This window comes from Bradyrhizobium sp. UNPA324 (genome assembly GCF_006658635.1).
Lineage (GTDB): Bacteria > Pseudomonadota > Alphaproteobacteria > Rhizobiales > Xanthobacteraceae > Bradyrhizobium > Bradyrhizobium nanningense.
The window spans coordinates 7,253,133-7,266,047 of the sequence record NZ_LFJD01000004.1; the positions used below are offsets into that span (position 1 = coordinate 7,253,133).

Consider the following 12,915-nt stretch of genomic DNA (forward strand, 5'->3'; position numbering starts at 1 on the left):
CGCCCGAGATGATAGCGGCCTGATACCGCGGCCTCGCCGCCGACGGTCGTGCAATTGGAAGTGCCCCCGCAAAGCGGGGAGGAAGCAGAGGTTCACATGCGAACTTGTCTCGTCGTTGATGATTCCAGCGTCATCCGCAAGGTTGCGCGCCGGATCCTGGAGGGCCTCGACTTCCAGATCCTCGAAGCGGAGGACGGTGAGAAGGCGCTGGAAGCCTGCAAGCGCGGCTTGCCCGATGCGGTGCTGCTCGACTGGAACATGCCCGTGATGGACGGCTACGAGTTCCTCGGCCATCTCAGGCGGATGCCCGGCGGCGACCAGCCCAAGGTGGTGTTCTGCACCACCGAGAACGACGTCGCGCATATCGCGCGCGCGCTGCATGCCGGTGCCAACGAGTACATCATGAAGCCGTTCGACAAGGACATCGTGACGGCGAAATTCCAGGAAGTCGGTCTTATCTGAGCGAACGCCCGGAGGCTGAGCGGTTCCTTCGGCGCCTGTTTTCAACTGTATCCTTTCAGTCTGAGTTGGTGAGTAATGAGTGTTGCGTTCGCAGGGAATTCGATCACGGGCTCGTCGCGCGAAGCAGGACCGCTGCGGGTGATGATCGTCGACGACTCCGTCGTCATCCGCGGTCTGATCTCGCGCTGGGTCGGCGCCGAGCACGACATGGAGGTCGCGGCCTCGCTGCGGACCGGGCTCGAGGCGGTCAACCAGCTCGAGCGCATCAACCCCGATGTTGCCGTGCTCGACATCGAGATGCCCGAGCTCGACGGCATTTCGGCGCTGCCGCAGCTGCTGGCGAAGAAGCGCGATCTGGTCATCATCATGGCCTCGACGCTGACCCGTCGTAACGCGGAGATCAGCTTCAAGGCGCTGTCGCTCGGCGCGGCCGATTACATTCCGAAGCCGGAATCGACGCGCGAGGCGTCGGCCGCCGACATCTTTCATCACGACCTGATCCAGAAGATCCGCCATCTCGGCGCGCGGCTGCGTCGCAAGCCCGCGGTTGGAAGTCCGCCGCTGGCGCCCGCGAGCCCGGCGCCGGCCCCGCGCGGTCCCGTGGCGCGGCCGGTCACGCCCGCACCGGCTTCCGCCGCGCCGGCCGCGTCGTCGCTCGCCCTGCGCCCGTTCTCCAATCAGGCACCCAAGGTGCTGCTGATCGGCTCCTCGACCGGCGGTCCGCAGGCGCTGATGGCGCTCGTTACCGAGCTCGGCCCGGTGATCGACCGCTTCCCGGTGCTGGTCACCCAGCACATGCCGCCGACCTTCACGACCATCCTGGCCGAGCATCTGGCGCGTTCGAGCCGCCGGCCGGCAGCCGAGGCGGTCGACGGCGAGCCGGTGAAGCCGGGACGGATCTATCTCGCGCCCGGTGGCAAGCACATGCGCGTGGCACGCAGCGGCGCGGACACCGTGATCGCGCTCGACGACGGGCCCGCCGTCAATTTCTGCAAGCCCGCGGTCGACCCGCTCTTCACCTCTGCCATCGACATCTGGCACGGCAACATCCTCTCCGTGATCCTGACCGGCATGGGCTCGGACGGCATGCGCGGCGGCAAGGACATCGTTGCCGCCGGCGGCAGCGTGATCGCACAGGACGAAGCCTCCAGCGTGGTCTGGGGCATGCCGGGCGCAGCGGCCAATGCCGGCATCTGCGCCGCGATCCTGCCGCTCAACCAGATCGGCGCCAAGGTCAACCGCCTGTTCGCGGGAGATCGCTCGTGACGCCTGTCGATTACGACTATCTACGCAAGTTCCTGAAAGAGCGCTCCGGCCTCGATCTGTCGCCCGACAAGCAATATCTGGTCGAGAGCCGGCTCTTGCCGCTCGCCCGCAAGGCCAACCTTCCCGGCATTCCCGATCTCGTGCTGAAGATCAGGAACGGCGACGGCCGGCTTGCGACCGACGTGGTCGAAGCCATGACCACCAACGAGACTTTCTTCTACCGCGACAAGATCCCGTTCGATCACTTGCGCGACACCATCCTGCCGGGACTGATCCAGGCGCGCGCGGCGCGCAAGAGCCTGCGCATCTGGTCGGCGGCGTCCTCGACCGGGCAGGAGCCCTATTCGATCGCGATGTGCGTGAAGGAGATGGGGGCCGCCCTCGCCGGCTGGCGCATCGAGATCGTCGCCACCGATCTGTCGCAGGAGGTGCTGGAGAAGTCGAAGGCCGGCGTCTACAGCCAGTTCGAGGTGCAGCGCGGCCTGCCGATCCAGCACCTGATGAAGTATTTCACGCAAACCGGCGAGCTCTGGCAGCTCAATGCCGACATTCGCGCGATGGTCCAGTTCCGCCAGCTCAATCTGCTGCAGGACTTCTCCCATCTCGGCACGTTCGACGTGATCTTCTGCCGCAACGTGCTGATCTATTTCGACCAGGACACCAAGGCGGTGATCTTCGAGCGGATGGCGAAGGCGATGGAAGCCGACGGCACGCTGCTGCTCGGGGCCGCTGAATCCGTCGTCGGTATCACCGACGCGTTCCGTCCCATCACCGAGCGCCGCGGTCTCTACCAGCTCAATCCCGCGCGCTCCGGCCGTCCCATGGGTGGATTGATGCCGCAGCCGCTGAAGCTCGCTGCGGCGAAGTGAGCCGCTTCTCGTCATTCCGGGGCCGCGCGTAAGCGCGGAGCCCGGAATCCATAACCACAGGCCGATGAAGTAGGCACGTGGTTCGACGTGGGGCCGTTCGATCTACTTGTGGTTATGGATTCCGGGCTCGCGACGATGTCGCGCCCCGGAATGACGTGTCCTCACAAAATCGCATGCGGCAGGAAGCGCGAACGGTTGCCCGTGATCGGGCTCTCGTCCTCGCGGATCGAGAGGCCGCACGGTTCGTGGTTCACCAGCCAGCTTCCCACCACCGGATAGAAGCCCGAAAAATTCGGTAGCGGCGCCAGCGCCTGCCGCACGAAGCCTTCGGCACCGTAGGGGCCCGTCTGTGCGTCGAACGCCATGCCGCCGGACACGATCGTGACATTGGCGCCTTCGCGCGACAGCAGCGGCTTGCGCACATAGGACGTTCCGAGCTCTGCTGCCCGCGCGTCGTCCTCGAAGAAGGCCGGCAGCAGATTGGGATGGTTCGGAAACATCTCCCAGAGCAGCGGCAAGATGCCCTTGTTGGAGAGCACCGCCTTCCATGGCGGCTCGATCCAGCGCGTGGCTGCGTCCTTCAGCTTGGCGCCGAAGGCGTCGTGGAACATCCACTCCCAGGGATAGAGCTTGAAGGCGAGCGCGATGTCGTTCTCGTCGAGGTCGACGAAGCCGCCGGGCTCATCGCGCCAGCCGACCTCTTCGATGTCGAGCAGCGTGGTCGAGAGCCCGGCCTGGCGCGCGATGTCTTCGAGATAGGCGAGCGTGCCGGCATCCTCGGCATTGTCGGTGCTGCCGGTGAGGTGGACATGTTGGCCCGCGGCAATCTCCTTCCACGCCGCGATCAGCCGCTCATGGATGGAGTTGAACTGATCGGCACGCGAGGGGATGACGCGGCGTTCGATCGCCTGTTCGAGCCAGCTCCATTGAAACACGGCGGCCTCGAAGATCGAGGTCGGCGTGTCCGCGTTGTATTCGAGCAGCTTGGCCGGCGACTTGCCGTCGTACTTCAGATCGAGCCGGCCGTAGAGGCTGCGGTCGTCGCGCTGCCAGCTTTCGGCGATCAGGCTCCAGAACGCTTCCGGAATTTTCAGCCGCCGCAAGGCGCGTTCGTCGCCGATGACGCGGCCGACAAGCTCCAGACACATCGCGTCGATCTCGCCGGTCGGCGCCTCGATGCCGCGCTCGATCTCGTCGAGCGTGAAGCCGTAATAGGCGCGCTCGTCCCAATAGCGTTCGCCGTCGACGGTGTGGAAGACGAAGCCGCATTGCGCTGCGGTCTCTCGCCAATCATCGCGCTCGAGGCATGTGATGCGCTGCATGGGTCAGCCGCCGCCCGAGAAGCCATGGCCGAACGAGCCAAAGCCGCCGCGGCTCACGCTGCTGTGGCCGGAATCGGACGACGTCCCCGACGAGGAATGGCTCGAGGAATCGCTGCTGAAGAAGCTCGACCGCGACGACCAGCCCGAACTGCCACCGCCTGACGAACTGCGGCCGCTGCTGGTGCAGGCCGTGCTCGTCTGCCCCGGCACGGCGCCAGGCGTGGGCTCGCAGGTCTGCCGCGGCATCATCGTGTAGGCAGTGGTGCCGACCGCGAGCGTGCCCATCACCAGCAGCGCGACATGGCCGGAGCGCTTCACCGGTGGCCGTGGAGGCGGTGGCTCGGCGACCGGCCGGCGCTTGCCGAATTCCTTTTTGGACGATTTGTCGGCCATCTCAATAGATCATGCTGGCGGCGTTGAGCAGGCCCGCCGCGAGCGAGGACAGCCCGAGCCAGATTGCGGGCGCAAGCTCGCCGGCGGCGATCCGCGCCGACAGGTTCGGCACCGGCACGCGCACGAGAAAAAACACGATGACCTGCACGATCAGCGCGATCATGGCCCAGATCAGGCAGTCCAGCACATTGGCCGAATGCGCAATGGCGCTGACCAGCGGCGCCACGAAGCCGAGCAGGCTGAGGCCGAGCGCGATCGCCGCGGCCGGGTCGTTGTCGCGGATCAGCTGAAACTCGTTATGCGCGGTGATGCGGGTGTAGACGAACAAATACGCCACGATCGCGATCAGCCCGGTGCAGAAATAGACCAGGAAGGCGGGCAGGCCGGCCAGTGATTGCAGGATCATCATTCCCCCATCGTGCAGCGACCATTCGTCGGCGGGGGAAGGATAGCGGTTCAAACGTTAAGCGAGGGATGAAGCGATCCCCAAAAACAAAACCCCGCCATTTGCGGCGGGGTCCAGGCTGGGAGGAGCGAGCCTGAGGGGCTCGCGACGTAACCCAAGAGATCAGGCGGGAATGCGCTCTTCGTGCTCGTGCGGCTCGCGCAGCACGTAACCGCGGCCCCACACGGTCTCGATGAAGTTGCGGCCCTCGGAAGCGTTGGCGAGCTTCTTGCGGAGCTTGCAGATGAAGACGTCGATGATCTTCAGCTCGGGCTCGTCCATGCCGCCGTAGAGGTGGTTGAGGAACATTTCCTTGGTGAGGGTCGTGCCCTTGCGGAGCGAAAGCAGCTCCAGCATCTGATATTCCTTGCCGGTCAGATGCACGCGCTGGCCGCCGACTTCCACCGTCTTGGTGTCGAGGTTGACGACGAGGTCGCCGGTCTGGATGACCGACTGGGCATGGCCCTTGGAGCGGCGCACGATCGCGTGGATGCGGGCCACCAGCTCGTCCTTGTGGAAGGGCTTGGTCATGTAGTCGTCGGCGCCGACGCCGAGACCCTTGACCTTGTCCTCGATGCCGGCGAGGCCGGAGAGGATCAGAATCGGTGTCTTGATCTTGGAAACCCGGAGCTGCTTGAGCACGTCGTAGCCGGACATGTCGGGCAGGTTGAGGTCGAGGAGAATAATGTCGTAATCGTATAATTTACCGAGATCGACGCCTTCTTCCCCCAAATCGGTCGTGTAAACGTTGAAGCTCTCAGACTTCAACATCAGCTCGATCGACTGCGCGACGGCGCTGTCATCTTCAATCAGCAAAACGCGCATGCCAGTTCCCCATAGTCGCCGCTCCTGGGCGTCAGGTCGGCCGCATTCGCGGCACTCAACAAAACGCCTTTGAACAACTGATTCGGATCCTGACAACAGATGGTTAACAAACTCTGATTCTGGAACGCAAGTCCTTCGGGTGCAATTTTTCTCGAATCGCCCTAAGGTCTTGCGTGGGAAGCAGCTTTCGTCACCCAGCTCCGTTCAAGTTCCACTTTAAGAGACGGGCCTAACCGACTCCCGCGACTCAGCCTTCTTCTGAAGGGGAGTCACGCTCAGTCACAAAGACAGTGACGCAATGATTAATGATGCGGGTAAACACGAAGTTAAGCTCCGTTCAGAAATATGGCGAAACTTAAGGTTTTCACCGTGAAGTCCCGGGGATCGATCGCTAGGGCGACCACTATATGAAGGCCCTCATATGAAGGCGCGCTCCTGATGAAGGCTCCCTTATGAAGGCGCTTGCCGAACAGATCGGCGATATCGACGGCGTCAATATTTATGGCCGTGTGGTCGGCGTACGCGGCCTGATGGTCGAAGTGGCCGGACCTATTCACGCCATGTCGGTCGGCGCGCGGCTCGTGATCGAGACCGGGGCCAACCGTTCGATTCCCTGCGAGGTGATCGGCTTCTCCGGCAACAATGCCGTCGTGATGCCGTTCGCCGGCCTCGACGGCGTGCGCCGCGGCTGCAAGGCCGTCATCGCCAATGCCGCCAATCTGGTGCGACCGTCAACGGCCTGGCTCGGCCGCGTCGTCAACGCGCTGGGCGAGCCGATCGACGGCAAGGGACCGCTGCCGCAAGGCGCCTCGCCGATGCCGTTCCGCAACACGCCGCCGCCAGCGCATTCGCGCAAGCGTGTCGGCGCGCCGCTCGATCTCGGCGTGCGCGCGATGAACACGTTCCTCACCTGCTGCCGCGGCCAGCGCATGGGCATCTTCGCAGGCTCCGGCGTCGGCAAGTCGGTGCTGCTGTCGATGCTCGCGCGCAACGTCGACGCCGATGTCAGCGTCATCGGGCTGATCGGCGAACGCGGCCGCGAGGTGCAGGAATTCTTGCAGGACGACCTCGGCGAGGAGGGCCTGGCGCGCTCGGTCGTGGTGGTCGCCACCTCCGACGAGCCGGCCCTGATGCGCCGCCAGGCGGCGTATCTGACGCTCGCGGTCGCCGAATATTTTCGCGACGAGGACCAGGACGTGCTCTGCCTGATGGACTCGGTGACGCGCTTTGCCATGGCCCAGCGCGAGATCGGCCTGTCCGCCGGCGAGCCGCCGACGGCCAAGGGCTACACGCCGACCGTCTTCACCGAGTTGCCGAAGCTGCTCGAACGCGCCGGCCCGGGCCTCGGGGAGGGCGCCATCACCGCCATCTTCACGGTGCTGGTCGACGGCGACGATCATAACGAGCCGATTGCCGACGCCGTGCGCGGTATCCTGGACGGCCACATCGTGATGCAGCGCTCGATCGCCGAGCGCGGCCGCTATCCCGCGATCAACATCCTCAAATCCGTCTCCCGGACCATGCCGAAATCGGCCGATCCGGAATTCTGGCCCGTCATCCAGCGGGCGCGCCAGGTGATGGCGACCTATGCCGACATGGAGGAATTGATCCGCCTCGGCGCCTACCGGGCCGGCTCCAGCCCCGAGGTCGACGAGGCGATCCGCCTGCACGAGCCGCTGGAGGCCTTCCTGCGCCAGGGTAAGGACGAAAATGCATCGCTGGCGGACGGCTACCGCCAGTTGGCGCAAATCCTCGGCAATTTGGAAACGGAACGCTAACTTTGTCCGGTCATCATCCGATCCCACAGAGTAGCAGAGCCGGTCTGGGCCCCCATCGGGCCCGTGGGGTGACCGGTATCGTCCCACGTGCAGCGGGGGGACTTCTGGGGAGTATGAGTCGATGAAGTCACGAGATACCCTCATTCGCCTGAAGAAATTTCAGGTCGACGAGAAGCGCCGCCGGGTCACCCAGATCGAGACCATGATCGCCGATTTCCAGCGGATGTCGGTCGATCTCGAACGCGAGATCCAGACCGAGCAGGAGCGTGCCGGGATCAACGATCCCTCACACTTCGCCTACCCGACCTACGCCAAGGCCGCGATCCAGCGCCGCGAGAACCTGACCCGCTCGGCCGACGAGCTCAAGGGCCAGCTCGACGAAGCCAAGGCCGCGCTGGCCGAAGCCTTCGAGGAACTGAAGAAGGTCGAGCTCCTCGACGAGCGCGACCAGGCCCGCGAACGCGCCGAAGAGAACGCCCGCGAGCAGGCCGACCTCGACAGCATCGGCCTGATGCGCGCCCGCATCGGCGCCGTCGCCTGACGGCCCACAAGCAAGACCACCGAAAAATCCGCAAAACCCGGACCCGCAAGGTCCGGGTTTTCGTATCTGCTGTCCACAGTGTGGCGCCGCGCCCCTTGGTGGTCGGCTTTGCCGCGCGCTATGGTGGTGTGGTGCCAGGGCTTTCGCGGAACGCGACGGGCCGCGTGTCGGGGGGCTGAATGCTGACGCCAGCAGAGCTGGTCGGGTTGATCGAGGCGGTGGCGAAGGGCGATCAGGCCGCGTTCGAGCGCCTCTACGCCGCCACGCGCGCGAAACTCTATGGCGTCGTGCTCCGTATCTTGCGCCGACAGGATCTCGCAGAGGAGGTCATTCAGGAGACCTACGTCAAGATCTGGAACGGCGCCGGCCGGTTCAATCCGGCCCTGTCGTCGCCGATCACGTGGATGGCCTCGATTGCGCGCAACCGTGCGATCGACATCGTGCGCAAGAAGTCGGAGGTCTCCATCGAGGAAGAGCCTCAGGCGATGGAGGTTGCGGCCGACAGCCCCGACCCGCTGGCACGCCAGGAGATGACCGAAGAGCTGAAGCGGCTCCTGGAATGCATCGGCCGGCTCGAGCCGGACCGTCAGCGGCTCGTGCTTCTCGCCTATTACAACGGCTGGAGCCGCGAGCAATTGGCGGAGAAATTCTCAGCGCCCGTCAACACGGTGAAGACGTGGCTGCGGCGCAGCATGTTGGATATTCGCGAATGCCTCGGACTTTGAGGGCGTCTATTGTGATGGTGGTTCTGGACTGCAATTGATGGCCTATTCGGAGGACCATATCGCGCTCGCCGCGGAATATGCGCTCGGCACGCTCGATGCCGACGAGCGCGCGCAGGTCGAGACCATGATGGCGGTGGACGAGGCGTTCGCCGAAATCGTGCGGGCCTGGTCCTTCCGTCTCGGCGCGCTCAACCAGATGGTCGGCTCGCTCGAGCCCCGTCCGATCGTGTGGGAGAACATCAGGTCCGAGATCGCGCGCACGGCGCAGGCGCAGCAGCCGCCCGCGCTTGACGAGGCTTCGCCGCCGCCACCTCCGCCTGCATCGGAGCTGCCCGCTTCGGAGAGAGCGGAGCCGGCGACGGAGGTTGCGCAGACCCCGGCTGTGCCGCATGCCGAAGCCGGGCCACCGGAGATGCCGCGTCCCGAGCCCGACGCGCTTGCCGACGTCGCACCGCAGTTCGTCCCGCAAGTCCATGCGCCGGATCTCGCATCGGTTCGCGCGCCGCCGGCAGCGGTCGCCGACGACGGCAATGTGATCCGTCTCGAGGGCCGGGTGAAGCGCTGGCGCTCCATCGCATCCGTCGCCGGCGCGCTTGCGGCCGCGCTGTTCGTCACGCTGTCGCTCCAGATCTTCCTGCCCGATGCGCTGCCGAACGGCTTGCGTCCAGCGCCGCGCATTCAGACCGTGGAAGTGAAGACGCCGGCCGCGCCGCTCGCGGCATCCGCGCAATATGTTGCGCTGCTGCAGGACCAGGCCGGCGGCCCCGCCTTCATCCTCACCATCGACGGCGCGACGCGGAATTTCACGGTGCGCAAGGTCGGCGCAACGCCGGAGCCCGGCAAGAGTTTCGAGCTCTGGCTGATCTCCGACAAGCTGCCGCGCCCGCGCTCGCTCGGCGTGATCGGCGCCGGGGATTTCACCGCGCGTCCGCTGCTCGCCTCCTATGATGCCGAGGTCGTCAACGGCGCGACTTACGCCGTCACCGTCGAGCAGGCCGGCGGCTCGCCCAATGGCCAGCCGACCTCGTCCCCGGTGTTTTCCGGCAAGCTGATCGAGACCGTGCCGCCGTCCCAGCCGCAGGCGCCGGCCAAGAAGTAATTCGTCGCCCGGATGAGCGAAGCGATATCCGGGGCCGCCGGTCCCCGCATGTCGCTTCGCTCATGCGGACTACAGGACCCCAAGTGTCGCCAGCGTCCATCCCGCCGTCGTATCCGGACAAGTCTCCCTGAATCCGGTCCCGATTTGAACCTCGCCGCAATTCGTGACGTCAAATTTCCGGAGATTGCAGTCGGCGCCGCCGATCGCGGAGCCGGAGAGGGGCTAGAAATCAGATGGATGCAGCGAAAACGCCGGGCATCTTCGTTCATCAATACACGGGACTGCCGCAGGGTGCGGCGTTCGAGCATTGGCGCGAGCGGGCCGTCGGTCCCTGCGGCCTCGATATCGGACCGAGCCACGGCGACAGCATCGATTGCCGGCTCCAGGTCAGCGTGGTCGACAACATCACGCTCGCCATTCCGGAAGGCGCCTCCGCGCAATATTCCCGCACCCAGAGCCACCTCGCCGACGGCAGCGACGACCTCGTCCTGATCGCCGCACATGCGGGCCGCGTCCGCGTCAGGCAGAACGGCCACACCGTCGAGCTTGCGCCGGCCGAAATGCTGCTCGCCGACATGAGTATCACGGGCGCCGTCGGCCACACTGACGAAGACCGCTTCACCACCATCCGCATGCCGCGCCGCACGCTGCTCGAGATCAATCCGCGCGCCGAGGACAAGCTGTCGCAAGTGCTCTCCGACGGCGCGGTCGCCGAAACGGTCTTCCGCTACCACGCGCTCGCCGCCAATCACGCGCCGCATCTCGACGCGGTGGGCCAGCGCCTGACCGCGCAGCACATGGTGGACCTCGTCGGCCTGCTGCTCGGCACCGATGCCGAGCATGCAAGTCTCGCGCGCGGCCGTGGACATGCGTCGGCGCGTCTCGAGCTCATGCGCGCTGACGTGATGGCCGCGCTCAGCCGCAACGATCTCTGCCTGTCCGAGGTCGCGACGCGCTCGGGCTTGAGCCCGCGCCAGGCACAACGCCTGTTCGAGCAGGCCGGCACGACCTTCACCGAGTTCGTGCTGGAGCAGCGCCTGCTCCAGGCGCGCAAGCTGCTCGGCGATCCCCGCGCCAGGGCGCGCAAGATCAGCGACATCGCGCATTCCTCGGGCTTTGCCGATCTGTCCTATTTCAACCGCGCCTTCCGCAAGCGCTTCGGCGCGACGCCGTCGGAATTGCGCGAGGCGTGAGCGGGGAATCGTAGCCCCCGTAGCCCGGGTGGAAGAGGGGCGTATCGCGATCGTCACGAACGGGAGAGTTCCTCGAGCCCATCTTTGCGCTAGCGCAAGAAGTCAGCTGCTAGGATCAGGCAGCATCGAAGATCCTTCTGTGGATCGGCATCGATGCCAGGCTACCGGCTTTATATTCTCGATGAGAGCGGACACATCATTGACCGTCACGATCTGAGCTGTCCAAACGACCGAGCAGCCATGCTTCGGGCCCGGCAGTTGGTGACCACTCACAGCGCCGAGCTTTGGCTGCTGGATAAGCGGGTGGCGAGCTTTAAGGTTCGCTCCCAACCTTACCATGGCGACGGCTTAGGGCCGTAACGAAGCGGCATGTCCGCGGGGACACCGTAGTTCTCCTAGGTAAGAACGATCCTCGAACAAAACGAGTATCTCACCCTTCGGACAACCCGCCCTCGCGCAGCAATCTATCCACCACCATAGGGCGACCAATGAAGGAGATGCGGGCCCACGCGGAGAAGTTGCGCACTGGCGCGTCCGAATGAGCTCTGATCCGCGATCTCGCGACAGACCCAAAAAGCGCGAATTGTTCTCGCGGTTGGCCGACCATCTTAACGCGTTGGCAAATGAAGTTGAGACGGCAATAGAAACGTCGGAAGGCAAAGACCCTGCTAGCAAAGCTCCTTAAGAGGCTCCCTGCTGGGCAGCGCAATATGGTTGAGGTGATGGTCACGCGACACGCGCACGATCCTAGTCGTGATCGTCCTTGTGCAGGCTATTCATCGCTTCGCGAATGCGCGGCGAGTACCTTCTGTGCCTCTTGCTCGATAATTCTCACCGCAGCGTCGAGGATCCGCTCATGGTCAGCGTCGAGAGATTTGTCCCTCATCCAAGCATACAGGTAGACCGCCAAGGCATCCTGAAGTGTCATGGCAGGCTCCTCCTCCAACAGCGTCGTGTACCCCCGTTTGGAATGATCCTGCTTTACCGACACCGACGCAATCAGATGGACTCTTTAAGTCGAGATTAAGCTTGATAGCAGCAATGCAACTCAAATCTGCGCGTCAGGCGCGGCGCGGAGGTGCGGCCGAAGTTTCCGGACGGGTCAAGGTCGGACCGAGCTGAGCGAGGTCGGCGGAGATGCGCGCGGCGCGCCTCGAGCTCATGCGCGCTGACGTGATGGCCGCGCTCGGCCGCAACGATCTCTGCCTGTCCGAGGTCGCGACGCGCTCGCGCTTAAGCCCGCGCCAGGCGCAACGCCTGTTCGAGCAGGCCGGTACGACCTTCACCGAGTTCGTGCTGGAGCAGCGCCTGCTCCAGGCACGCAAGCTGCTCGGCGATCCCGGCGCCAGGGCGCGCAAGATCAGCGACATCGCGCATTCCTCGGGCTTTGCCGATCTGTCCTATTTCAACCGCGCCTTCCGCAAGCGCTTCGGCGCGACGCCGTCGGAATTGCACGAGGCGTGAGCGGGGAATCGTAGGCTCGTAGCCCGGGGGAGCGGAGCGACACCCCGGGGCCGCTCTCGATGAGAATCCCGAATGTCGCTTCGCTCATCCGGGCTACAAGACCTTGCGTTGCCCGACGGGCAAAATACCCAATCCATTGGTCAATCCGCGCTATCGAAAATATTCCGATTTACAGAAATTCGGAAATATCATATTTGTCGCGGTAACCCGGCCCAAGGAAGAGGGGCGTATCGCGATCGTCACGAACGCGGGCCGGGCGGCGGTGGACGCTGATTGCATCGGCGCGAGAGGTTTCGCAGGGCGGGCAACCGTGAGCAAGACGCCTCGCGCACACGACCGGTGTGATCAGCGGACGGCGAAATCGTGCCGTCCTGGCGCCCGGGGTCTGCGCGCCAAGTCTTGCGGTGATGTGGCGGCCCGACCGGGCACGCGCATCAGCTATCCGATGAGGCGACGGGGGCAATAGTGCATCGCTCCCCGGGGAGATCACGACATAAGCCGTAAAACCACTGCGCAGGGAAGGCCGGGATGTC

Annotated in this window: 14 protein-coding genes; 9 read left to right on the plus strand and 5 right to left on the minus strand. The window is 64.7% G+C overall.

The window, feature by feature from the left end:
- The first annotated feature begins 96 nt into the window (after positions 1–96).
- The 3 genes from UNPA324_RS34830 to UNPA324_RS34840 all read left to right on the plus strand — a co-directional run bounded on the left by UNPA324_RS34830 (position 97) and on the right by UNPA324_RS34840 (position 2,597).
- A complete protein-coding gene (locus UNPA324_RS34830; protein ID WP_007600538.1) occupies positions 97–462 on the plus strand; it encodes a response regulator in 366 nt (121 codons plus the stop codon).
- Positions 463–537: 75 nt separating this feature from the next.
- Positions 538–1,728: a protein-glutamate methylesterase/protein-glutamine glutaminase gene (locus UNPA324_RS34835; protein ID WP_141938600.1), complete on the plus strand. Its 1,191-nt coding sequence runs from the start codon at positions 538–540 to the stop codon at positions 1,726–1,728.
- Positions 1,725–2,597 carry a CheR family methyltransferase gene (locus UNPA324_RS34840; RefSeq protein ID WP_141938602.1) on the plus strand — a complete coding sequence of 291 codons (873 nt, stop codon included), beginning with the start codon at positions 1,725–1,727 and terminating at the stop codon, positions 2,595–2,597. The genes UNPA324_RS34835 and UNPA324_RS34840 overlap by 4 nt, the downstream gene beginning before the upstream one ends.
- 161 nt (positions 2,598–2,758) lie before the next feature.
- On the opposite strand, the gene UNPA324_RS34845 is transcribed toward UNPA324_RS34840, so the two are convergent.
- The 4 genes from UNPA324_RS34845 to ctrA all read right to left on the minus strand — a co-directional run bounded on the left by UNPA324_RS34845 (position 2,759) and on the right by ctrA (position 5,582).
- Complete coding sequence (locus UNPA324_RS34845) at positions 2,759–3,919, minus strand: glutathionylspermidine synthase family protein (RefSeq protein WP_141938605.1); 1,161 nt, start codon at positions 3,917–3,919, stop codon at positions 2,759–2,761.
- A gap of 3 nt (positions 3,920–3,922) precedes the next feature.
- Positions 3,923–4,312, minus strand: coding sequence for a hypothetical protein (locus tag UNPA324_RS35920; RefSeq protein WP_141938607.1), 390 nt, complete (start codon positions 4,310–4,312; stop codon positions 3,923–3,925).
- Position 4,313: 1 nt separating this feature from the next.
- On the minus strand, positions 4,314–4,718 hold the full coding sequence (locus UNPA324_RS34855; RefSeq protein WP_141939189.1) for a DUF350 domain-containing protein: 405 nt from the start codon (positions 4,716–4,718) through the stop codon (positions 4,314–4,316).
- Positions 4,719–4,880: 162 nt separating this feature from the next.
- The gene (ctrA, locus tag UNPA324_RS34860; protein ID WP_008138878.1) at positions 4,881–5,582 is read right to left on the minus strand and encodes a response regulator transcription factor CtrA; all 702 of its coding nucleotides are present in this window, start codon (positions 5,580–5,582) and stop codon (positions 4,881–4,883) included.
- Positions 5,583–6,034: 452 nt separating this feature from the next.
- On the opposite strand from ctrA, the gene fliI reads away from it, so the two are divergent.
- From fliI to UNPA324_RS34885, 5 genes are all read left to right on the plus strand, one after another.
- The gene (fliI, locus tag UNPA324_RS34865) at positions 6,035–7,360 is read left to right on the plus strand and encodes a flagellar protein export ATPase FliI (protein WP_141938609.1); all 1,326 of its coding nucleotides are present in this window, start codon (positions 6,035–6,037) and stop codon (positions 7,358–7,360) included.
- Positions 7,361–7,481: 121 nt separating this feature from the next.
- Entirely contained in the window at positions 7,482–7,901 is a 420-nt protein-coding gene (fliJ, locus tag UNPA324_RS34870; RefSeq protein WP_011084990.1) for a flagellar export protein FliJ, read from the plus strand.
- A 179-nt stretch (positions 7,902–8,080) separates the two neighbouring features.
- Positions 8,081–8,626 carry a sigma-70 family RNA polymerase sigma factor gene (locus UNPA324_RS34875; protein ID WP_141938611.1) on the plus strand — a complete coding sequence of 182 codons (546 nt, stop codon included), beginning with the start codon at positions 8,081–8,083 and terminating at the stop codon, positions 8,624–8,626.
- A 37-nt stretch (positions 8,627–8,663) separates the two neighbouring features.
- On the plus strand, positions 8,664–9,725 hold the full coding sequence (locus UNPA324_RS34880) for an anti-sigma factor (RefSeq protein ID WP_141938613.1): 1,062 nt from the start codon (positions 8,664–8,666) through the stop codon (positions 9,723–9,725).
- Positions 9,726–9,958: 233 nt separating this feature from the next.
- Positions 9,959–10,918 carry a helix-turn-helix transcriptional regulator gene (locus tag UNPA324_RS34885; protein WP_128918700.1) on the plus strand — a complete coding sequence of 320 codons (960 nt, stop codon included), beginning with the start codon at positions 9,959–9,961 and terminating at the stop codon, positions 10,916–10,918.
- A 772-nt stretch (positions 10,919–11,690) separates the two neighbouring features.
- Here UNPA324_RS34885 and UNPA324_RS35540 read toward each other — a convergent pair.
- Positions 11,691–11,846 carry a hypothetical protein gene (locus tag UNPA324_RS35540; protein WP_164936158.1) on the minus strand — a complete coding sequence of 52 codons (156 nt, stop codon included), beginning with the start codon at positions 11,844–11,846 and terminating at the stop codon, positions 11,691–11,693.
- A gap of 209 nt (positions 11,847–12,055) precedes the next feature.
- Between UNPA324_RS35540 and UNPA324_RS34895 the strand changes: the two genes are divergently transcribed.
- Positions 12,056–12,382 (plus strand): helix-turn-helix transcriptional regulator, encoded by a 327-nt coding sequence (locus tag UNPA324_RS34895; RefSeq protein WP_245471844.1) that lies wholly within the window; start codon positions 12,056–12,058, stop codon positions 12,380–12,382.
- Positions 12,383–12,915 lie beyond the last annotated feature (533 nt).